The following is a 20,971-nucleotide window of genomic DNA, read 5'->3' on the forward strand; positions in this document are numbered from 1 at the left end:
CGGCGACAGCATTGGGCAATAAAGTTAAAGATTGGCGTTGACTTCGCCATTGATGACCATCAGGCTGTGAGAGCGCTCTCTCGGGCTCGTCCTGGCCGTCAGGATGGGCCCAGCCCGATGTCAGGAGGTTCCGGTGAAAAGAGCCATGTCGATGTTAGGCCGCCTCAGGGTGGCTCTCGGCGCCGCCGCGGCGGCCCTTGTCACGACTGTCCCAATGGTTGTCGTCATGCCGCAGCCGGCCCACGCGGTGGGGCCCGATCTCCTGCCGGTCACCGTCACGAACAACTCGGGTCGCGGCGAGGCGGTGTTCCTCTACATCCTTGGGCAGGACATCCGTCCCGGCGGCCGGCTCGGCTACGTCAATGCCGCCGGGCAGTTCTCGGCCTGGCCCGCCGGTGGCCTGCCACCGACCCCCGCTCCGGACGTCGCGATCCCCGGCCCCGGCAACGGAGGCAGCGTCACCGTACGCTTCCCGCGGTTCATCTCGGCCCGAATGTACTTCTCCTTCGGCCGGAAGCTGGACTTCCGTCTCAGCCCCGACGGGCTCGTCCAACCCGCTCCATGGGCCGGCGGTGACCCGAACCGGGACACCCTGTTCGACTGGTCCGAGTTCACCTACAACGACTCGGGCCTGTGGCTGAACAGCTCCCAGGTGGACATGTTCGCCGTCCCGCACGCGGTGAGCGTCACCGGCGCCGACGGACAGACGATCCGCACCGGCGACCCGGTCGCCAACGGTCGGGACAACGTGATCAACCAGATCCGGGCCAACCCGGACTTCGCCCGCTCCGTGTACACCCGCTCCGACGGCACCGTCCTGCGGGTCCTCGCACCCGGCAAAGCGATGGACGCCGGCCTGATGAACCCGAACTACCTGGACGGATACATCACCTCAGCGTGGAACGCCTACACGGGCCGAACCCTCACCGTCGTGCCCCGGGTCAACGAGCCGAACCGGCGGTTCTTCGGCCGGACCAACGGCAACACCATGGTCTTCACCGACTCTGCCGGCGCCCAGGTCGCCACGGTCGCCAAGCCCAGCACGGCCAACGTCTGGGGCTGCGACGGGGTGTTCAACGCCCCGAACACCCCACCGTTCATCGAGCCGGAGATCAAACGGACGCTGTGCACGGCGCTGAACAGAGGCACCCTCGGCACCTCCTCGCAGGAGCCGGTGCTGGATGCGAACCAGTTCTACCGCAACAGTGCGCCCAACCACTACTCGCGAATCATCCACGCCAACATGGCCGACGGCAAGGCGTACGGCTTCGCCTACGACGACGTCGGCGGCTTCGAGTCGCTGGTGCACCACGGTGACCCCCGCTCGGCGGCGATCATCCTCTCGCCCTTCACCGGCGGCAGCCCACCGCCCACCACGCCGCCCCCGGCCACCGGCTCGGCCATCATCAGCAACTGGCACAACAAGTGCATCGACGTGCCGAACTGGAACTTCAACGACGGTCAGCGGCTGATCGTGTGGAACTGCACCGGCGGCACCAACCAACGCTGGGAGTTCGTCGACGGCACCCTTCGCACCCAGAACAACAAGTGCATGGACGTTGCCTGGGGCTCCACCTCCGACGGCGCCGCCATCCAGATCGCCACCTGCTCCGGCAACCCCGCCCAGCAGTTCGTCCTCAGCGGCGCCGGTGACCTGGTCAATCCACAGGCCAACAAATGCGTCGACATCAAGGACTGGAACCCGAACAACGACGCCGTCCTACAACTGTGGACCTGCAACGGCGGCGCCAACCAGAAATGGCGACGCGGCTGACCGATCGCACAGGGCCGGGTGCCCGGACGAGCGCGTACCGAGGTCCGCTCGTCCGGGACCCGGTACCGACCGGTGCACGGGTCGAACGGGCCATGGCGTTCTGGCACCGTACAGGGGCGGACACCATCCCCGGCCGAGACTCAGCTCGCCGCCCGGGAGGCCAGCAGGTCGAGCGCGATGTCGACGATCATGTCCTCCTGTCCGCCGACGAGTTGCCGCTTACCGACCTCGTGCAAGATCGTGCGTACGTCGACGCCGTAGTGCATCGAGGCTGCCTCGGCGTGTCGGAGGAAGCTCGAGTAGACACCGGCGTATCCGAGGGTGAGGGTCTCACGGTCCACCCGTACCGGACGGTCCTGGAGTGGCCGGACGAGGTCGTCCGCGGCGTCCTGGAGCGCGGCAAGGTCGCAGCGGTGCGTCAATCCGTGCAGGTTGGCCACGGCAATGAACGCCTCGATGGGGCAGTTGCCGGCCCCGGCACCATGACCGGCGAGTGAGGCGTCGACGCGGGTGACGCCCTCCTCGACCGCAACCACCGAGTTGGCCACCGACAGCGAAAGGTTCTCGTGGGCGTGGATGCCGATCTCGGTCTGGGGGTCGAGGACGTCCCGGTAGGCGCGGACCCGCTCGCGGACACCGTTCATGGTGAGGTGGCCTGCCGAGTCGGTGACGTAGACGCAGTGCGCTCCGTAGGACTCCATGAGCTTCGCCTGCTTCGCCAGCTCGTCGGCCGGGGCCAGGTGGCTCATCATCAGGAAACCGGAGACGTCCATGCCGAGGTCGCGGGCGTGGGCGATGTGCTGGGCGGACACGTCGGCCTCGGTGCAGTGGGTCGCAATCCGCACTGAGCGGACGCCGAGCCGGTAGGCGTGCTCGAGTTCTGCGACCGTGCCGATGCCGGGCAGCAGCAGAGTGGTGAGCGTGGCGGTGGTGATGTTGTCGGCTGCGGCCTCGATCCACTCCCAGTCGGTGTTCGACCCGGGGCCGTAGTTGAGCGACCCTCCGGCGAGGCCGTCACCGTGCGCGACCTCGATCGCATCGACGCCGGCGGCGTCGAGGGCGGCGACGATCGTGGCGACGTCGTCGGGCGAGATCCGGTGGCGTACGGCGTGCATCCCGTCGCGCAGGGTGACGTCCTGGATGTAGAGCTTCTTCGCGGGAGCAGGGTCGGCCATGGTGTCGGTCTCTCGGTCAGCGGCGGTTGTCAACGGGTCACCCCACGGACGGACCCGGTGGTGAGCCGGGTGGCGATCGCCTCCGCGGTGCGGAGCGCGGCGGACGTCATGATGTCGAGGTTGCCTGCGTAGGCGGGCAGGTAGTGGGCTGCACCCTCAACTTCGAGGAACACCGTCACCTTGGTCGTCACTGGTCCGGCGCCTTCGGGGAGCAGGGTGTGCACCGGCTCGCCCGGTGGGATCGGGGTGAACTGGACCTCCTGCTTGAGGCGGTAGCCAGGCACGTACTGCGCGACCTGCTTGACCATGTCCGCCACCGAGGAGCGGATCGCGTTGTGGTCGGCGTCGCCGATGAGCGCGAAGACGGTGTCCCGCATGATCAGCGGGGGTTCGGCAGGGTTCAGGATGATCACCGCCTTGCCGCGCAGGGCGCCGCCGACCTTCTCGATCGCCGCTCTGGTGGTTTCGGTGAACTCGTCGATGTTCGCGCGGGTGCCCGGTCCGGCCGAGCGGGACGAGATCGAGGCGACGATTTCGGCGTAGGGGACCGGTGTGACGCTGGAGATGGCGTGCACGATCGGGATGGTGGCCTGGCCCCCGCAGGTGACCATGTTGACGTTGTCGGCGCCGTCGTCAAGGTGCTCGTCGAGGTTCACCGGAGGCACGACGTACGGGCCGATCGCGGCGGGGGTGAGGTCGACGACCTTCTTGCCGTACGGCTTCAGCTTCCTGGCGTTGATCAGGTGTGCGGAGGCGGACGTGGCGTCGAAGACGATCTCGATGTCGTCGAAGCCGTCCATCGCGATCAGACCGTCGACGCCCTCGTGAGTGGTGGGCACGCCGAGGCGTCGGGCACGAGCCAGACCATCGGATGCCGGGTCGATACCGACCATCGCGCCCATCTGGAGGGTCTCGGAGAGCCGCAGAACCTTGATCATCAGGTCCGTGCCGATATTGCCGGAGCCGATCACGGCCACCTTGGTCTTGCTCATCACTTCTCCTTCGCCGAGAACGTGGCGGTCACCGTGCCGAGGGAGGAAATTTCGGCTCGGACCGTAGCCCCGGGCGGAACGGCAGACATCGGGCCGAGCGCTCCGGAGAGCACGACCTGGCCGGCACGCAATGGCTCGCCCAGGTCGCGGGCAGTACGAGCCAACCAGAGCAGCGCGTTGAGCGGATCGCCGAGGCACGCAGCGCCGTTGCCCTCGGACACCAGGTCGTCGTCGACGTACATCCGCATCGTGACCTCCTCCGGTTCGAAGTCGGTGAGCGCCACCTTCTGGGAGCCGAGGACATAGAGGCCGCTGGAGGCGTTGTCAGCGACGGTGTCGGTGATTCGGATGTCCCAGTCCGCTACCCGGCTGTCGACGATCTCCAGCGCGGCGACGGCGTGGTCGACAGCGGCACGGACGACAGCCACCGACAGATTCTCGGAGTCGAGGTCCGCACCCAGGACGAATGCGACCTCCGCTTCCGCCTTGGGTTGGAGCAGCCGCCCGCTTGGGATATCCGGCAGGTGGGAGACATCCATGTCGTCAAACAGCACACCGAAGTCGGGCCGGTCCACACCTAGCTGCTGTCGTACGGCGGGAGAGGTGAGGCCGATCTTACGACCGACGATTCGCGCGCCGGCGGCGACGCGGTTCGTGGTGAGTCGCTGCTGTACCGCGTAGGCCAGCTCGATGTCGCTGTCGCCGAGCAGGTCGCGCACGGGCTCACACGGCACCCCGTTGAGGGCAGCCAACTCGAGTCGTCGGGCCGACTGAGTGATGGCGGCGGCCCGGTCGGTGTTTGTGGGCATGTGGATCATCTGTGTCCTCGTGGTCGGATCGAGGTCTCCGGCCATGGCAGCCGCATGTCCAGAGACCCCGCCGGTGGCGTGCACTCGGGCGACGTGCCGACACACGCCGAGTGGTCAAGACAGGTGAGAGGTGAACTCGTCAACGGTTGCTACGACGGCGAACAGACCCATCGAGCCGAGGGAGGCTTCGTGCGCGCCGGCGTCCGCGGCAGATGACGCGTCCGACAGGACCACGGTGTGGTAGCCGAGGTCCGCGGCCTGGCGAACGGCACCTTCGACAGACGCGTTGGTCGCGACGCCGCACACGACGACGTTTTCGATCCCCCGCTCGTTGAGGAGGTCGGCCAGTGCGGAATCGGTGAACGGACCCGGTCGCTTGTGCGTGACGACCACGTCGGACTCCGTGACCGTGAGCTCGGGGACGAGTGCTGCGCCCTCCGTGCCGTCCTTGAGGCAGCCTGCCTGCCCCACCATCTGCAGCAGCGGGAGCGTGGGGTTCAGGTCGGAGTGATCGGGTGCGAACGCGATACGCAGCGGAACCACGACTCCGCCCGCGTCGCGCAGGTGCTTCGCCGCCGCGTTGACCTTCGTCACGACGTCGCGGGCGGTGTACTCGGCAGAGAAGATCGTCCCGAAGGCAGTTCCCGCCGTGACGATGTCGTGCTGGAGATGCACGATGAGAAGCGCCGTCTTGGACGCGTGGAGCTGGTTCATCAGTGGGTCCTCACTTGTGGGGCTGGACGATGACGCTGGCGAATCCGCCGTCGCGGTGGTTGGCTGCCGCCTGCACGGCCTCGTTGGCCTGCTCCAGCGGGAAGTGGTAGGAGTCGAGGTGGCTCAGGTCGAGAGTGCCCGCAGCCGCCATCCGGGCCATGTCCTCACCCTCGGCGGTGGTGAACCACAGAGATCCGATGATGCTGATGTGCATGGTCATGAGCCGGTACATCGGAATGGGAAGGTCCTCGGGCATGGCGCCGATGCTGACCATGCGGCCTCCACGGCGCAGCGCCCAGATTCCCGCCATCGTCACGTCAGCCGTCGCGGTGTCGCCGGTGGCGTCGAGGAACACGTCTACGCCGCGTCCATCCGTGTGGGACCGGACCCACTCACCAATCTCCTGCTCGCCGAAGGAGAGGACCTTGATGCGTGCCGGGTCGATCTGACGGACCCGCTCCAAGCGCTCCTTGTTGCGTGCCACGGCGAAGATCTGAGTTGCCCCCATGGCGCGCGCCAGAAGGACGGCGTTTACGCCGAGCGTGCCGGTTGCACCGTGGATCAGGACGCTGCTGCCGGCACGGACGTCGCCCTTGCGTAGGCCGCTGTAGGACGTACCCAGGTAGCCGAAGCGCGTGGCGTGGTCGAGCGCGACGTTGTCCGGGATGACGATGACGTTCTTGACCGGCGCCTTCACGTATTCGGCCAGCCCGCCGTAGGGGTAATCCTTGTGGATCTCGGCGGACTCGGGCCCGAAGCCGAAGTAACCCATGAACGTGTAGGCCGGGTCGTTCATCGGCTCGCCGTTGCGGGCCGCCCATGAGTCCCCCGAGTCCAGGCCGGGGTTGATGTAGACCCGATCGCCAGGCTTGAGGTTGCGCACCCGGGAACCGACCTCGGTGATCACGCCAGCACTGTCCATCCCGAAGGCGGCAGGCAGCTCCGGCAGAGGAAGGAAGGGCTTGACGGTCGGGTAGGTGTTGATGACATTGCGCAGGTTCTGGACGATGGCCGCCGCCTCGACCCGGACAATCACGTCCTGGTCGCCCGGGGTCGGCTTCTCGATCTCGTCGATCTGGAACTTGCCGCCCACTTCGTGCAGCCGCGCCGCTCGCATCGTTGTCATGCTCGGACTCCTCACAGGTAGCGGTCGGCAGCCTTCCCATGAGCAGGACCACTGCCGATTAGCATGCCACATGGTGGCACGAGGTGACGGCTACCACAAGACTTGCCTGGTACATTCCTCTACTCGCCCTGGGGATGGACATCCCAACGGCTATCTAGCATGCTAGATCCGACACCAAGGGGAGAAGGACAGACATGACCGAACGCGAGTTCACCAGTGTGTGGTCAGACCTCGCCCAGGCGGAGTTCAGCCAGGGCTTTCTCCAGGCAGGGCCCTACCGGACGCGCTACCTGCGGGCGGGGTCGCAGGACAAGCCACTGCTGCTCATGTTGCACGGTGTCACCGGCCATGCCGAGGCGTACGTGCGGAACCTGAAGGCGCACGCCCAGCACTTCAACGTGTACGCCATCGACTTCATCGGGCACGGCTACTCAGTCAAGCTCGACCACCCTCTGGAGATCCCCCACTACCTCGACCAGATCCACCACGTCATGGACACGCTCGGCTACGACAAGGCGTACTTCAGCGGCGAATCGCTGGGCGGATGGGTAACGGCCCGTTTCGCCCAGCTTTATCCCGAAAAGGTGGAGCGGATCGTGCTCAACACCATGGGTGGCACGATGGCCAACCCGCAGGTGATGGAGCGCCTCTACACGCTGTCCATGCAAGCCGCGGAGGACCCGTCCTGGGAACGGGTCAAGGCGCGCCTGGAGTGGCTGATGGCTGACCCGTCCATGGTCACCGACGACCTCATCAAGACCCGCCAGATGATCTTCCAGCAGCCGGACTGGCCGCAGGCCTGCCGGATGAACATGGCACTGCAGGACCTTGAGACGCGCAAGAGGAACATGCTCAGCGACGACGACCTGCGTGCGATCAAGGCGGACGCCCTGGTGATCTGGACGACCAAGGACCCGTCAGGCCCCGTCGACGAGGGCCGGCGCATCGCCGAACTGATCCCCAACGGCCACCTGCAGGTCATCGAAAACGCCGGCCACTGGCCACAGTACGAGCAGGCCGAGGTATTCAACCGCGTACACCTGGACTTCCTGCTGGGAAGCGAGGCGGTGTGAGATGACCGTTGCACTGATTGCCACCTCTCACAGCCCGCTGCTCGAGCACGCCGACCTTGACGATGAGGTGACCGGCGAGCTCGACCAGGCGTTCGGAATCGCCCGACGGTTCGCCGAGGAGTTCGACCCGGAGCTAGTGATCAGTTTCGGACCTGACCACTACAACGGCTTCTTCTACAACCTGATGCCGCCGTTCTGCATCGGCTACGCGGCGAGCAGCGTCGGCGACTACGGCACCCAAGCGGGCTCCCTCAACGTTCCAGAGGACATCGCACGGGGGATCGCCGAGGCCGTCATGTCGGCAGGCATCGACCTCGCGGTCTCTCTTGACATGGAACTCGACCACGGCGCGGTCCAGCCCATGGAGATCCTTTTCGGCGACATCGCCGCCCGCCAGACGGTGCCGATCTTTCTCAACTCAGTCGCACCACCCTTCACCCCGCTCCAGCGAGTCCGGCTTCTCGGCGAAGCCGTCGGGCGCCACGTGGCCCAGTTGGACATGCGGACCCTGCTCATCGCCTCTGGCGGTCTCTCCCACGACCCCCCCGTCCCTCGACTGGCGACTGGCACGCCCGAGCAGCGCCGGGTCCTGCTGGGCCACCATCGGCCCGCGACTCCAGGCTGGCGGAAGGAACGAGAGCAGCGCGTCATCGACACCGCCCGGGCCTTTGCCGCAGGCACCGCAGACATCCAGGACCTCGCCCCCGATTGGGACCGCGCCCTCATGGCCACCCTCGCCTCGGGTGACCTGACCAGCCTGGATGCGTGGACGCCAGAGGAGATGGCCCGGATCGCCGGGAACTCCTCGCACGAGGTGCGGACCTGGATCGCAGCCTATGCCGCACTAGGATCCTGTGGCGCTTACAGCGTTCAGTACAGCTACTACCGACCGATCCGTGAGCTGATCGCGGGTTTCGGCCTGACCACTGTGACACTCGACTGAGCACGACCGACGAGACTCGTCGACATGGTTGGCTTGTGCCCAGCGCCAGAGATTGGGAACCGCGATGAGCACAGCCACCGAATCGGGAAGAACCGACGTCCCGTTGGGACGTCTACTGTTCGACCGCCTGCAGGAACAGCTCGTCGAGGGCACGTACCCACCCGGCTCGCGCGTGCCGATCGATGCGATCAAGGAAGAGTTCGGGGTCAGCAAACAGCCCGTCATGGAGGCGCTGCGACGACTCGCCACGATGGGACTCGTGGAGATCGTGCCCCAGAGCGGCTGTGTCGTCCGGCAGTACACCCAGCAGGAGGCGCGCGACTTCTTCGGCGTGTTCGGCTCATTCGAGGGTGACATCGCAGCAGCAGCGGCCCTTCGACACGTTCCAGAGGAACTCGCAGAGCTCGACCACGCGCTCGAGCTGCTACACCAAGCGGAACACACCCCCGAGGTCGTCCAACGGAGTCGCGACTACTTCCGGTACAACGCCGTCTTCCACCGGGTCATCCACCGGATGGCCCGCTCGCCGCTCATAGCCGACCTCAGCCAGCGCATGTGGGTACTGTCAGACTTCCTGATGTACAGCTTCGCCGGCGCCGCACCCATCGCTGGCGCCGTCGACCCCCGAAATCACGACCACGATTTGATACGAACCGCGATCCGGGATCGCAACGACACCGTCGCCAGAGCCGCCATGGACCACCACATCCGGTCCATCACCCGGCTCTTCGCCGACTGATCGTCATTAGGGGTGGCTTCACGCCTCCCCAACGGTCAGCGAGCTGGTGCGACACATCGGGCAGGCGTCGACGTTCAGGTCTTCCGCGCCGTACGCCGGTTGCCGAACGACTCCATGGTGGTCGCCTTCTTGGCCGGTGCCCTGGTGGCGGACGTGGTGCGGGCCCGGGTCGGCGCGGCCTTCTTCGCCGGTGCCTTCTTCGCCGCGGCCCTCGCTGCGGGCGCCTTCTTTGGTGGTGCGTTCTTGGCGGCGACCGCCTTCGCCGTCGGCCTGCGGCTGGGCGAGGCCGTGGTGGCGGAAACGTCCGTCTTCCGGGCGACGCGGGGCGTGGTCGGCGTGGGCTTCTCGCCGGGCGTCTTGGCTGCGCTCGCGCCGGTAGCCCGCTTCGTGGCAGCGGCGACCTTCTTGGCCGCCGCCTTCCGGCTCGGCGGCATCTTCGTCGCCCCGGTGGCCTTGGCGGGCCCTGGTGGTCTGCGTGCCGGGACGGTTGTCCTGCGTGGGCTCATCCTCGCTCCTCCTCGGGTCTCGCCGGCATCGCCAGCGCTGCCGGACGACAGACGTGGCGGGTCACCTGGGCCCCGATCGGCGAGGTGTTCCCGCGCCTCCAGCCGCCAAACGCGGGACGGAAGGGCCGCGTCCAGCAGCCCGGACGGGTCAGTGCGGTCAATGTGCCTGACGACGTGATGAGACCCGGTCGCGGGGTAGTCCGGGTAGGTGTGGTGACGGCCGCGCGGCCGGCACCACCGTTCTGTCCAGACGTATGAGGGACGATTGATTCATGACCGTACGTGACGTGAGGCCCGACGAGTCCCTTTCCGGCGTACGGGTCCTGGTCACGGGGGCGACCAGCGGCCTTGGCCGCTCGATGGCCGAGGCGCTGGCCGACAGTGGCGCGCGGGTGGTCGTCACCGGCCGCGATGAGGGCCGCACCGCCCAGGTCGCCGAGCAGATCGACGCGGATCGCGGGCGGGTCGGTGGCGTCGCCATGGACGTCCGGGATGAGCGCTCGGTGGCCGACGGTGTCCGCCGGACGGTCGACCGCCTGGGCGGACTGGATGTGCTGGTCAACAACGCGGGGATTGGCATGCGGACCGTGAACCCGGAGTTCTTCACCGAACCTCGGGGCTTCTGGGAGGTCACCCCCGACGGTTTCCGGGACGTGATCGACACGAACCTCACCGGCTACTTCCTGGTCGCCCGCGCGGTCGTACCGACCTTCTTCGCCGCCGGCGGCGGACGCATCGTGAACATCTCGCTCAACGAGGAGACCATGATCCGTAGAGGTTTCGTGCCCTACGGCCCGTCACGAGCGGGGTCCGAGGCGCTGTCCCGCATCATGGCCGCCGATCTGCGCGAGCACTCGGTATGGGTCAACGTGCTCCTGCCCGGCGGGGCGACCCGTACCGGCATGATCCCTGACGGGATGCCCCAGGCGGTCCGCGAGCAGATGCTTGACCCCGCTGTCATGGCCGCGCCGATCCGCTGGCTGTGCTCGCCAGCCGCCGACGGTGTCACCGACGAACGCATCGTGGCCCGTGACTTCGATGCGTGGCTGCGTACCCGGACGACCGATCCGTCCCGGGACCGTTGATCGCCGGTGACGCGAGGCCTGTGTTGTGGGGTGGTGGCTACAGGGCGAGGATGACGGTCATCGCGGCGTAGCTGGCCAGCAGCAGAACACCTTCGAAGCCGAGGCGGCCCCAGCCGCAGGTTTGGCGGATGAGTAGACCTCCGAGGAGGGTGGCGGTCATGAGCAGGCTGGTGGTGGTCGCGAGCAGTTCTTGATCTCCGGCGGCGTGGTAGATCGAGCCGTGCTGGTAGGCGATGTCGCCGGCGACGAGGGTGAGCACGTCGAGGATGTTGCCGCCGAGGACGGCGGCGATGGCGAGGGTGACCGCGCCGCGGCGTACGGCGGCGATGGCGGTGACGGTTTCCGGGAGGGCGTTGACCACGCCCATGAGGACGGCGCCGACGAATCCGGCGGTGAGGCCGGTGGTCTCCACGACGCTTTCAGCGGCGAGGGCGACGAGCCAACCGCCGGCGGCGACGAGGAGGCCGACGACGGCGAAATCGGTCCACAGCCACACCGGTGAGCGTTGGCTGAGGGCGTTCTCGTGGTGGGGGACGTCGGGGCGGGTTTCGGCGGTGGCGATGGCCTGCCACATCGGTTGCGCGCCGGCGCGGCGGATGAGCACGAGCCCGCCGATGTAGGTGGCGACGAGCACGGCCGACATCGGGTTGACGCCGGCAATGCTCGTCTCGGGGATGTAGCTGGCCAGCAGGGCGAGGGCGAGCAGGGCGATGAGCAGGCAGCCGGAGAGCAGGTTCGACAGCGACGCGGCCGCGTGTTCGAGGTTGGCGCGGCGGTGGAAGGCATCGGCGACGGCGACGGCGGTGGTCTGGGCGGCGATACCGCCGACGGCGTTGCTGTAGCCGAGGCTGGCTTGGCCGCTGCCGGCGGCGACGACGGTCATGATGATGCCGGACAGGCCGGTGACGACGCCGAAGAACACGACGCCGAACAGCGCCTCACCCCAGCCGGTCCGGTCGGCGAGGGCGTCGCCGAGCCCGGCGAGGCGCACGCTGCCGGCCACGGTGACCGCCCCGGCGAGGACGAACACCGCGGCGCTGAGCGACAGCGGCCAGGGCAGGGTGATGAGGTCCGGCACCGGCGGGTGTTTCCCCGTTCTTGGCGGGAAATGCCCCCGGTGACCGTATTCGTAAGGTGCCCTTCCCGCTGCCGCTACGGTCGAGGGTCCGGATGGCCCGGGGCGAGGAGGTCAGGATCAGCCGGCGGCGGCTATGGCGCGCAGGTCGCGCTGGTGTCGGTGTTGGTGGTGGTGAACGCGGTGTTCGCGGGTAGCGAGATGGCGTTGGTGCACACGACGAGACCGACCGCGACGTGCAAGCCGTCGTCACAGCGCCGGACGGGTCGCAGCTGCTGCACGACCTGCAGGACATCGGGGTCGACCTGGACGAGGAGACCCTGGAGGCCGGCGACTACACGACCGTCGCCGGTCTGGTCCTGGCCCACCTCGGCCACATTCCGACCGCCGCGGGCGAGACCGTGCATCTGCCCGGCTTCATCGCCGAGGTGGCGGAGGTGACCGGCCGTGCCATCACCCGCGTCCGGCTGCGGCCCGTTCCCACCGCAGGTGAGGACGAAAACGAGGCCGCCGTTGTCTCCACAGTGGACGCGGCCGCCACGACAATGATCTAATTCGCGATGATCGTCCACCTCCGGTCGGATTGTCCGACCGGGATCGCGAAGGAGTGTGCATGCCCGTCACCGCCGACTTCACTAAACTGGTCGACAAGGCCTATCAGGACAAGTCCCTCACCGAGCTGGTCGACGCCCCGGTGGCGGCCCTCGCCGGGGTCAGCGACGGCGACGCCAAGCTACTCAAGGACGCCTTCAACATCACCACCGTCGGCGACCTCGGCCGCAACCCGTACTTCCGCACCGCCAGCGCGCTGGTCGCACTGACCGGCGGCGCCAAGTAACACCGGGTGCCCGGCGGCCACGGCAACTCCTGGCCGCCGGGCCTCTGCCTTTTCGGAACACGGGCCAGCGCACCCGTCGCCGGGCGGGGTGGTTTTGCCGCTGGCCGCGTGGGGCAATCATCGGGCCGACGACAACCCCTCTGGAGGGACGGCCCTCATGGAAATCTCCGGCTTCCTCGCCGCCATTGTCATCGGTCTGATCATCGGCGCGCTGGGCCGGCTGGTCGTACCGGGTAAGCAGAACATCTCGATCTGGCTCACCCTCGCGATCGGTGTCCTCGCCGCGATCCTCGGCACGCTCGTCGCCGGTGCCCTCGGCTTGGCCGACACCAGCGGCCCCGACTGGATCGAGCTGCTCATCCAGGTCGTCTTCGCCGCGATCGGCGTCGCGGTCATCGCCGGTGTGTGGGGCCGGCGCCGCGTCGGCTGACCTGACTCTCTCGCGTGCGGGCCCGCCCCTTCTGGGGCGGGCCCGCCGCAGGTCAAGGGCAGGCCAGGGGCCACCTGCGACCAGGCCAGCGCCAACGCCAAGCAGGCCGGCGAGGAGATCAAGGACGCCTTCAAGAGCTGACCCGCCCCGTGCAGAGCGCGGCACGGTGAGATGACTGAACGGCCACGACGGGGACACCCGTCGTGGCCGTTGTCTGTGGCCCGAATCCGCTGCACCCTTCGGAGTGGTCTTTTAGGCTGCGTGGGCGGGGCCGCCCGGTTCGACGCAGGCGTGGCGTTGGCGCTGTACGGACTGGTCGGGGCGCTCCCCTCGGCGGCCTGGCTCCACCACTACGTCAGCGGCACGGGAGCTGCCGCGACGGCGCGTAACGCCCCCGGTTCTCGCCGTCGCCGCCCGAGCCCGGCTACCGGTGAGGAGCACCGATGACCCAGAGCGAACGGCAACGCCCGGAGATCGTCGTGGGACTGGTGGCAACCCCACCGGACCACCCGGCCCGGGTGGCTGCGAGGCTCGCTGCGGAGCTGGCCAGCGGGCTCACCGAGCGGGTGCGCGCGGACGTGCGGTGGACCGTCCGGGAAGGCTGGGGGGAGGTGGTGCCGCGCCGCGACGGCGGCGCGGAGGCCCTGCTCGACGATCTTGCTAGGCGGCGCACGGACGATCAGTGGGACGTCGCCATCTGTCTGACCGATCTGCCCCTGCATGCCGAGAGGGTGCCCCTGGTCGCGCAGACCTCTGGCCGGCGCCAAGTCGGGATGATTTCCCTGCCCGCGCTGGGACTGCGCCAGATGCGCTCGGTCCGCGCAGCCGTTCCGGATCTGGTGGGCCGGCTGCTGACCGACGCCTCCGACCACCGGGGGCCGCCGGCCGACCGGGCACCAGCCGAGAGGGCACGCCGGATTCCCGCCGTTCGTCGAGTGATCGGCGGGGCCGACGCCGGTGAGCGCCGTTACCTCGCTTCGGGGCTGATCGGCCGTGCGCGCCTGTTGACCGGCATGGTCCGAGCCAACCGCCCTGGGCGCGCCCTGCTGGGCCTGTCCAAGCTGCTGGTCGGCGCGTTCGGCACGGCTGCGTTCGCGCTCACCACGGACACCATCTGGCAGATGGGCGATGCCCTCGGCGGACTCCGGCTCGCTGTGATCATGGTGCTCGGGCTGAGCGCGTTGGTGGCCTGGCTGATCGTTGCGCACGACCTCTGGGAAAAACCGAGCCGCGAGACACCGAGTGACCTGGCACGACTGTTCAACCTGGGTACGATCCTCACTCTCACTCTGGCCACGGCAGTGTCCTACGTGGTGCTGTTCGTGGGAACGGCGCTCGTCGGGGCGCTGCTGATCGACACATCCGTGCTGCAACAGATTCTGCAGCGGCCGGTGAATGCCGGCGATTATCTGACGCTCGCCTGGATCACCAGCTCACTGGCCACTGTCGGCGGCGCGATTGGCTCAGGGCTGGAGAACGAGGAGACGGTCCGGGCTGCCGCTTACGGCTACCACCCCCAACCCGGCGGCTGGCGGGAGGAGAAGGGCAGGGAGCGGTCCCGCGGCGGAAGCTGAGCGGGTGCACGCCGCCGGGGTCGCGATCGGACCGGCGAGGGGTTGGCATGCCATCACCGAAGCGGTTCAGGCTTGCCGGCGGTTCGCCGTGGACCTCAGCGCGTACGAGCTGGCCGGGGGCAATCCGGCAAGTGCGGTCGCGCTACGGCGCCAGGGGCACTGGCGACGGCGGAATCAGTTGTAGGGTTGGAAAACGGCTCGCACGCAACCGTCGAGTTTCTGTTTGAATATCTCGTAGCCGTGCGGCCCTTCGTCCAACGGCATCGTGTGGGTCGCGAGATGCTCGGTGACCAGCTCGCCGCGGGCCATCCGCTCCAGCAGCATGGGAATGTAGCGCTGTCCGTGCTGCTGCGCGCCCCGCAGTGTCAGCCCCTTGTTCATCACCGCACCGAGCGGAAACTTGTCCACCAGGCCGGCGTATACCCCCAAGATGAACACACTGCCACCCTTGCGACAGTTGTAGATCGCCTCCCGCGCGGCGATCGGTCGGTCGGACTCGATCCGCAACTGCTGCTTGACCTGGTCATACCAGAATTGCGGACCGCTGCTGTGCGACTCCATTCCCACTGCCTCGATGCACACGTCCGGGCCTCGACCGCCACTGCGCTCCAGCAATTCGCCGCTGACGTCCTGCTGCTCGTAGTTCAGCGTCTCGACGCCGAGATGTGTCTGGGCCATCTGGAGCCGGTTGTCGAGTCGGTCGATCACGATCACCCGATCGGCACCGAGCAGCACGGACGCCCGAGCCGCCATTTGTCCGACCGCGCCAGCACCCCAGACCGCCACGACATCGCCCGGTTTGACCCCGGCGAGGTCAGCGCCCATCCAACCGGTCGGCGCGGAGTCGGAGGCGAAGAGCGCGCGCTCGTCGCTCACCTCGTCCGGGACGGTGAAGGCACCCTGGTCGGCGTAGGGGACGCGGATGAACTCGGCGTGGCTGCCGGCGAAGCCCCCGAGTGCGTGCGAGTAGCCGTAGCAGCCGCCGGGCGCGGCGCCCCAGACGTTCTCGCTGATCATCGGGTTCGTGTTCCCGTTGTCGCACAGCGAGAACTGTTGTTGCTGGCAGTACCAGCACTTGCCGCAGGAGACGAATGAGCAGACGACGACGCGGTCTCCTACTTTGTGGTTGCGGACCTGCGGACCGACCTCGACGATGTCGCCGAGAAACTCGTGCCCGAGGACATCGCCGCGTTCCATGAACGGGATGTACCCGCCGAGCAAATGCAGGTCCGAACCGCAGGTCACCGTCCGACGCACCCGCACGATGGCGTCCTGCTCGTTGCGGATCTGCGGGTCCGGAACCTGCCGCACCGCGAGCTCGTTGGCTCCCTCCCAGACCAGCGCCTTCACAGTCGTCCCTCCCGCCGACCCTGTCGGGTGGCCATTCGCAGTGGCTTGTTCATCGGAGTCGGCTCGGTCGTGGGCGGATAGTCCGGGTGCAGGACCTCACTGGTCTCGATCAGTTGCTTCGACTCTCGCAGCGCAGCCCGGATCGCCTGTTCAGGATCTCGGCCGGTGACCCGTCGGGCCGCGGCGACAACAGGGAGTCGGGCGCCGTCGCGCAGCCGTACGGCGATCTCGGTCCCCCGGCCGCCGGGGGCGGGCCGGACCTGGACCTCGACGGCGTCGCCGAGCCCGGCCAGCGGCTCGGGGAACTGACCGCCCGGGGCGACGTCACCCGCCGGTCGGTTCACCGTCGCCACATGCCACCGCGCCCCGCGCCGCCGGGCCTGAGCCCGTTGCCACTGGTCATCGCCCCGGCCAGCCCCACCGAGTAGGCGCCGGGCGACCATCCCGCCGCCAATCACGGCCGCACCACCGATCAGCCACCTCATGTCCGCCCCTGTCCCTTGATCTACTCGTGCGGGTGCGTCGATAACCAGCACCCTTCAGTGCAAACAATTTCATAAAGGGCGGACCGCGCAGGGGTGTTTGCGACACTTGCGCAGTTCCGCCACCGACGCGGTGGTGACGTCGCCTGGCTCCTGCCGAAGCGGCCGAAGGTCCTACAACATCTCCAGCGGTTGCGGGCCGGCCGGCGGTGGGAACGCGGTGTCGAGTGCCGCCACGTCCTCCTCGGTCAGTTGCAGGTCGCGTGCTTCCGCGTTCTCCCGTGTGTGTTCCGGGTTGGACGATCGGGGGATGGCCGAAACCATTTCCTGCCTCAGCACCCAGGCGAGCGCGACCTGAGCGGGCGTCGCCCCGTGCCGGGCGGCGACCTCCGCGATCTGGTCGTGGCCGAGCAGTCGGCCCTGCTCGATCGGGGAGTACGCCATCACCGGGATCCGGTGCTCGCGCAGCCACGGCAGCAGGTCGTACTCGGGCCCCCGGCGGGTGAGGTTGTACAGGATCTGATTGGTCGCGCAGTCGCTTCCGCCCGCCTCGATCAGCTCCGTCATGTCGGAAAGGTCGAAGTTGCTCACGCCCCACTGGCCGATGTCACCGGCGTCGACGAGTTCGGCGAACGCCTCGATCGTCTCGGCGAGTGGATGCGTGCCACGCCAGTGCAGCAGGTAGAGGTCGATGTGGTCGACGCCGAGTCGTTGCAGGCTTCGGCGGCAGGCCTGCACTGTTCCCCGCCGACTGGCGTTGGACGGCAGCACCTTGTCGACCAGGAAGACGTCGTCGCGTCGTCCGGTGATCGCCTCGCCGACGAGTTCCTCGGAAGCGCCGCCACCGTACATCTCCGCGGTGTCGATCATGGACATGCCCAGGTCGAGCCCGGCGCGTAGGGCGGCCAACTCGCCCTGCCGTCTCTCCGGGCGATCGCCCAGGTACCACGTGCCCTGGCCGAGCACGGGCATGGTCTGGCCGGTTGGTAGCTCGATCGATGCGGCGGGGAGAGTCATGGCGACCTTTCCAGGATCCTGGGTACCGTTTGTGTTGGGTGCGTTACCCGCTGCGACAGGAAGCACTCTCGTGGCGCGACCTTTCTCCGCGCGGCTCTCGCTGAGCGGCGGGCGTACAGGCGGGTTTGTCCGTCCTTGAGTGGCGTTCGGTGGCCTGTTTCCCGGCGCCGACGCCGGGAAGGCGACCGCGAGCGAACGATGCGCCACCGACGGGGTGGCGCCGCGAACGGGAAGGCCGCAAAAATGGCGCAGAGCCAGCAGCCACTGACCGGCAAACGAGTCGCCTGCCTCGCCGCCGACGGGGTGGAGGACGTGGAGTACACCCAGTCCCGAGCCGCCGCGGAGCAGGCGGGGGCCGAGGTCCACCTGATCTCCTTGAATTCCGGTGAGATCCAGTCGATGAACCAGGACATCAATCCGGCCAACCACTATCGGGTGGACCGGACCGTGGCCGAGGCCAATGCGGCCGACTACGACGCCCTGTTGCTGCCGGGCGGGACGGTCAACCCCGACCGGCTCCGGATGAACCCGCAGGCGATGGATTTCGTCCGGGCGTTCTTCCAGCAACGAAAGCCGGTGGCGGCGATCTGCCACGGCCCCTGGTCGTTGGTCGAGACCGGCATGGTGAACGGCCGGACCGTCACCTCATTCCCGAGCCTGCGCACCGACATCCGCAACGCGGGCGGGACCTGGGTGGATCAGCAGGTGCAGGTCGACAACGGCCTGGTCACCAGCCGCAACCCCAGCGACCTTCCGGCCTTCTGCGCCCAGATGGTCGAGGAGTTCGCCCAGGGCGAGAACGTCCACCAGATGGCGACGGCCTGACTGGGCGGGGTTCAGGGTCGGGAGGATCAGCCCGGGCCTGGGCCCCACGCCGGTTGACGTCCTGAGCAGCGGAACAGAGATCGCCTCCATACCGCGGCAGAGGGGCGGGTCGAAGTTGTTACCGACCACCGATCCGGCCACCACCGCGCGCGCCCGGTCGCCGGACGCGTCGTCCGGTCCGGATGCGCCCGGTCCGCAGGACTTGCGGCATTCCCGACCTGGATGTCCGGTCGTTTGCCGCAGACGACCCTGGGTAGGCGCAGTCGATGAGCGGGCCAGACGCAGACCTGGGCGACCGGTCAGACACCAGCCGCGCGGTGGCGTTCAGCGACGCCATCTTCGCCATCATCATCACGTTGCTGGTCCTGGATCTTCGGGTACCGGACGTTCCTCCTGGCCACCTCCTGTCTGGCCTGCTCGGCCAGTGGCCCTCGTACGTCGCTTATCTCGCGTCCTACTCGTATGTGGCCGTCGTCTGGCTCAACCACAAGGCGGCGTTCAACCGCATTCAACAGACCGATCGCGGCCTGCACTGGGTGAACCTGCTCGTGCTGTTCAGCACGGCGCTGCTGCCGTTCCCGACCGCCGTCGTGTCGCATGCGCTCCAGGAGCACGACAACGCCGACCAGCGGGTGGCCGTCGCCTTCTACGCGCTGATCGGCGCGGTGCTGTGCGCTACCTGGCTGGCGTTCTACCACTACCTGGCGAAGAACCCGGACCTGCTCAAAAACCAGGCCAAGAGCGGCTTCTTTCACGTCGAGCGGTTCAGAGCCCTCGCCGGGGTCGTCCTGTACGTCCTCGCGGGGTTGGTCGGCTACCTGGTCGCGCCGTTGATCGGCCTGGCCATCTTCCTTCTTCTGCCCGTCTTCTACGCCATCACCAGCTCCGGCCTGTACCACTCGCCCGTGACCCGACGTATCACCCACCACCATCCGCCACCACGCTGAGGGCGGACGAGCCGCCGTTTCACCCCGACGGCGGCGGGTACCCGCCGCAATCCGGTTCGAGAGGGGGTCCGAGGTGAACTACAGCGAGTTTATTCAGTCGGTGGCAGCACGACCCAAGGTTCCGCCGGGGCAGGCGGAACCGATCACCCGCGCCACGCTCGAGACCGTGGCAAAACGGGTCACCGGTGGCCAGGCAAGGGACCTCGCCTCGCAACTCCCCGAGGAGCTACGCCGTCTGGTGTCCAGGCGCACCGAAGATCCGGAACGGTTCGGCCTGGCCGAATTCTTGGAGCGGGTGCAGTCCCGGGCAGGGGTGGATCGCCAGGTGGCCACCGACGGAGCGCGAGCCGTGTTGGATACCCTCCGTGAGGCTGCCAGCGCAAAGGAGTACGGGGACTTTGTCGACCAGTTGCCGCAGGAGTTCTGGCAGTTGACCGGGCCAGGGTCGGGACAGCTCCAGCCCCGCCGGATCGGCACCTAGGCGGTCAGGGTTGGTACTGACTGCGGGTGCGGGGCAGCCACTGGGGATGATGGTCGCGCAGATAGCCGACCAGCCCCTCGCGCAGGTCGCAGCGTAGGTCCCAGGCGCTGGCACCGTCGGCAGCCGTGGCCTGCACCTGGATGACCACCGTCTGCGGGGTGGAGTCGATCATCTGGAGCACCCACTGGCCGCCATCCCACAGCGGCGAGGACTCGACCAGCCGGCGCGCCTCCCGGCGCAGGTCGTACAGGTCGGCGGTGTGGTCGACATGGATCTCGACTTTGCCGACGACCCGAGATTCGTTCCGGGTCCAGTTCTGAAACGGCCGTTCGGTGAAGTACGTGGTCGGCAGGACGAGCATCCGCTCGTCCCACAGCCGAATCACCACGTTGGTCAGCTTCACCTCCTCAACCCGGCCCCATTCGCCGTCGACCACCAGCACGTCGCCGACATTCAGACCGTCGGCGAAGGCGACCTGGACACCGGCGAACGCATTGCCGAGCGCGGTTCGGGCGGACAGGCCGATCAGTGCGCCAACCACTCCCGCCGACGTCAGGACGGACACGCCGAAAAGGCGTACCGGCCGGAAGGTGATCAGGATCAGGCCGATCGCGACGATCGTGATCACGGCGACGGTAAGTCGCCGCACGGGACGGATCTGGGTGCGGGCTCGCCGGATCCGCCGGTTGGCGACCGGGTCATCCGGTAGTCGGCTGAACGCTACCGACTCGGCGACGTGCAGTGCCTTGATTACCAACCATGCCCCGGATGCGAACAGGGCTATCACGACGGCGTGCCGCAGAGAGCGCTGCCATCCGGCCGTCCCCATCGGCAGCGCGTAGTACAGCACCCCGGCCAGTAGGAACGCTGCCGCCGGACGGCGGCAGGCTAGCCGCAGCGGCTCCAGCATCCATGTGTAACGGCCATGGGCTAAGCGGCGGACCAGCACGCCGAGGACCCAGTCCACAACCGCCGCCGCACCCAGCACAGCCACTACGATCAACGCGGTACGCATC

23 protein-coding genes are annotated in these 20,971 nt (G+C 67.9%); 12 read left to right on the forward strand and 11 right to left on the reverse strand.

Going from position 1 to position 20,971, the window contains the following annotated elements; all coding sequences use genetic code 11:
• Window positions 1-226 precede the first annotated feature (226 nt).
• Window positions 227-1,774 carry a beta-1,3-glucanase family protein gene (locus ABZU52_RS08925; RefSeq protein ID WP_354970494.1) on the forward strand — a complete coding sequence of 516 codons (1,548 nt, stop codon included), beginning with the start codon at window positions 227-229 and terminating at the stop codon, window positions 1,772-1,774.
• 140 nt (window positions 1,775-1,914) lie between these two features.
• On the opposite strand, the gene dmpG is transcribed toward ABZU52_RS08925, so the two are convergent.
• The 5 genes from dmpG to ABZU52_RS08950 all read right to left on the reverse strand — a co-directional run bounded on the left by dmpG (window position 1,915) and on the right by ABZU52_RS08950 (window position 6,590).
• Entirely contained in the window at window positions 1,915-2,949 is a 1,035-nt protein-coding gene (gene dmpG, locus ABZU52_RS08930; RefSeq protein WP_354970545.1) for a 4-hydroxy-2-oxovalerate aldolase, read from the reverse strand.
• Window positions 2,950-2,978: 29 nt separating this feature from the next.
• Window positions 2,979-3,941, reverse strand: a complete 963-nt coding sequence (locus tag ABZU52_RS08935; protein ID WP_354970495.1) for an acetaldehyde dehydrogenase (acetylating) — start codon at window positions 3,939-3,941, stop codon at window positions 2,979-2,981.
• Window positions 3,941-4,750: a fumarylacetoacetate hydrolase family protein gene (locus ABZU52_RS08940; protein ID WP_354970496.1), complete on the reverse strand. Its 810-nt coding sequence runs from the start codon at window positions 4,748-4,750 to the stop codon at window positions 3,941-3,943. The genes ABZU52_RS08935 and ABZU52_RS08940 overlap by 1 nt, the downstream gene beginning before the upstream one ends.
• 114 nt (window positions 4,751-4,864) lie before the next feature.
• Window positions 4,865-5,464: a cysteine hydrolase gene (locus ABZU52_RS08945; protein WP_354970497.1), complete on the reverse strand. Its 600-nt coding sequence runs from the start codon at window positions 5,462-5,464 to the stop codon at window positions 4,865-4,867.
• Between the two features lie 10 nt (window positions 5,465-5,474).
• Window positions 5,475-6,590 (reverse strand): zinc-binding dehydrogenase, encoded by a 1,116-nt coding sequence (locus ABZU52_RS08950; protein WP_354970498.1) that lies wholly within the window; start codon window positions 6,588-6,590, stop codon window positions 5,475-5,477.
• A gap of 194 nt (window positions 6,591-6,784) precedes the next feature.
• Here ABZU52_RS08950 and ABZU52_RS08955 point away from each other — a divergent pair, with 194 nt between their 5' ends.
• The 3 genes from ABZU52_RS08955 to ABZU52_RS08965 all read left to right on the forward strand — a co-directional run bounded on the left by ABZU52_RS08955 (window position 6,785) and on the right by ABZU52_RS08965 (window position 9,345).
• The gene (locus ABZU52_RS08955) at window positions 6,785-7,663 is read left to right on the forward strand and encodes an alpha/beta hydrolase (protein WP_354970499.1); all 879 of its coding nucleotides are present in this window, start codon (window positions 6,785-6,787) and stop codon (window positions 7,661-7,663) included.
• Between the two features lies 1 nt (window position 7,664).
• Window positions 7,665-8,606 carry a 3-carboxyethylcatechol 2,3-dioxygenase gene (locus ABZU52_RS08960; RefSeq protein WP_354970500.1) on the forward strand — a complete coding sequence of 314 codons (942 nt, stop codon included), beginning with the start codon at window positions 7,665-7,667 and terminating at the stop codon, window positions 8,604-8,606.
• 64 nt (window positions 8,607-8,670) lie between these two features.
• Window positions 8,671-9,345, forward strand: coding sequence for a GntR family transcriptional regulator (locus ABZU52_RS08965; RefSeq protein ID WP_354970501.1), 675 nt, complete (start codon window positions 8,671-8,673; stop codon window positions 9,343-9,345).
• Between the two features lie 74 nt (window positions 9,346-9,419).
• On the opposite strand, the gene ABZU52_RS08970 is transcribed toward ABZU52_RS08965, so the two are convergent.
• Window positions 9,420-9,851, reverse strand: coding sequence for a hypothetical protein (locus tag ABZU52_RS08970; RefSeq protein ID WP_354970502.1), 432 nt, complete (start codon window positions 9,849-9,851; stop codon window positions 9,420-9,422).
• A gap of 272 nt (window positions 9,852-10,123) precedes the next feature.
• Between ABZU52_RS08970 and ABZU52_RS08975 the strand changes: the two genes are divergently transcribed.
• Entirely contained in the window at window positions 10,124-10,936 is an 813-nt protein-coding gene (locus ABZU52_RS08975) for an SDR family oxidoreductase (RefSeq protein WP_354970503.1), read from the forward strand.
• Between the two features lie 37 nt (window positions 10,937-10,973).
• Here the strand turns inward: ABZU52_RS08975 and ABZU52_RS08980 are convergent, their stop codons facing one another.
• Window positions 10,974-12,014: a cation transporter gene (locus ABZU52_RS08980; RefSeq protein ID WP_354970504.1), complete on the reverse strand. Its 1,041-nt coding sequence runs from the start codon at window positions 12,012-12,014 to the stop codon at window positions 10,974-10,976.
• Window positions 12,015-12,247: 233 nt separating this feature from the next.
• Here ABZU52_RS08980 and ABZU52_RS08985 point away from each other — a divergent pair, with 233 nt between their 5' ends.
• The 4 genes from ABZU52_RS08985 to ABZU52_RS09000 all read left to right on the forward strand — a co-directional run bounded on the left by ABZU52_RS08985 (window position 12,248) and on the right by ABZU52_RS09000 (window position 14,853).
• On the forward strand, window positions 12,248-12,565 hold the full coding sequence (locus tag ABZU52_RS08985) for a transporter associated domain-containing protein (RefSeq protein WP_354970505.1): 318 nt from the start codon (window positions 12,248-12,250) through the stop codon (window positions 12,563-12,565).
• 59 nt (window positions 12,566-12,624) lie between these two features.
• The gene (locus ABZU52_RS08990; RefSeq protein ID WP_124772411.1) at window positions 12,625-12,849 is read left to right on the forward strand and encodes a hypothetical protein; all 225 of its coding nucleotides are present in this window, start codon (window positions 12,625-12,627) and stop codon (window positions 12,847-12,849) included.
• Between the two features lie 157 nt (window positions 12,850-13,006).
• Window positions 13,007-13,279 (forward strand): GlsB/YeaQ/YmgE family stress response membrane protein, encoded by a 273-nt coding sequence (locus tag ABZU52_RS08995; RefSeq protein WP_354970506.1) that lies wholly within the window; start codon window positions 13,007-13,009, stop codon window positions 13,277-13,279.
• Window positions 13,280-13,797: 518 nt separating this feature from the next.
• On the forward strand, window positions 13,798-14,853 hold the full coding sequence (locus tag ABZU52_RS09000) for a hypothetical protein (RefSeq protein ID WP_354970507.1): 1,056 nt from the start codon (window positions 13,798-13,800) through the stop codon (window positions 14,851-14,853).
• A 174-nt stretch (window positions 14,854-15,027) separates the two neighbouring features.
• Here ABZU52_RS09000 and ABZU52_RS09005 read toward each other — a convergent pair whose 3' ends face one another.
• From ABZU52_RS09005 to ABZU52_RS09015, 3 genes are all read right to left on the reverse strand, one after another.
• Window positions 15,028-16,203 (reverse strand): zinc-dependent alcohol dehydrogenase, encoded by a 1,176-nt coding sequence (locus ABZU52_RS09005; RefSeq protein WP_354970508.1) that lies wholly within the window; start codon window positions 16,201-16,203, stop codon window positions 15,028-15,030.
• The gene (locus ABZU52_RS09010) at window positions 16,200-16,547 is read right to left on the reverse strand and encodes a hypothetical protein (protein WP_354970509.1); all 348 of its coding nucleotides are present in this window, start codon (window positions 16,545-16,547) and stop codon (window positions 16,200-16,202) included. The genes ABZU52_RS09005 and ABZU52_RS09010 overlap by 4 nt, the downstream gene beginning before the upstream one ends.
• Window positions 16,548-16,859: 312 nt before the next feature.
• On the reverse strand, window positions 16,860-17,702 hold the full coding sequence (locus ABZU52_RS09015; protein WP_354970510.1) for an aldo/keto reductase: 843 nt from the start codon (window positions 17,700-17,702) through the stop codon (window positions 16,860-16,862).
• A gap of 243 nt (window positions 17,703-17,945) precedes the next feature.
• Here ABZU52_RS09015 and ABZU52_RS09020 point away from each other — a divergent pair, with 243 nt between their 5' ends.
• The 3 genes from ABZU52_RS09020 to ABZU52_RS09030 all read left to right on the forward strand — a co-directional run bounded on the left by ABZU52_RS09020 (window position 17,946) and on the right by ABZU52_RS09030 (window position 19,955).
• Entirely contained in the window at window positions 17,946-18,527 is a 582-nt protein-coding gene (locus tag ABZU52_RS09020; RefSeq protein ID WP_354970511.1) for a type 1 glutamine amidotransferase domain-containing protein, read from the forward strand.
• Window positions 18,528-18,793: 266 nt separating this feature from the next.
• Window positions 18,794-19,474, forward strand: coding sequence for a TMEM175 family protein (locus ABZU52_RS09025; RefSeq protein WP_354970512.1), 681 nt, complete (start codon window positions 18,794-18,796; stop codon window positions 19,472-19,474).
• A 73-nt stretch (window positions 19,475-19,547) separates the two neighbouring features.
• Entirely contained in the window at window positions 19,548-19,955 is a 408-nt protein-coding gene (locus ABZU52_RS09030; RefSeq protein WP_354970513.1) for a DUF2267 domain-containing protein, read from the forward strand.
• Window positions 19,956-19,959: 4 nt separating this feature from the next.
• On the opposite strand, the gene ABZU52_RS09035 is transcribed toward ABZU52_RS09030, so the two are convergent.
• On the reverse strand, window positions 19,960-20,970 hold the full coding sequence (locus ABZU52_RS09035; RefSeq protein ID WP_354970514.1) for a mechanosensitive ion channel domain-containing protein: 1,011 nt from the start codon (window positions 20,968-20,970) through the stop codon (window positions 19,960-19,962).
• Between the last annotated feature and the right edge of the window lies 1 nt (window position 20,971).

The sequence above is a fragment of the Micromonospora sp. NPDC005220 genome, assembly GCF_040607895.1.
Lineage (GTDB): Bacteria > Actinomycetota > Actinomycetes > Mycobacteriales > Micromonosporaceae > Micromonospora.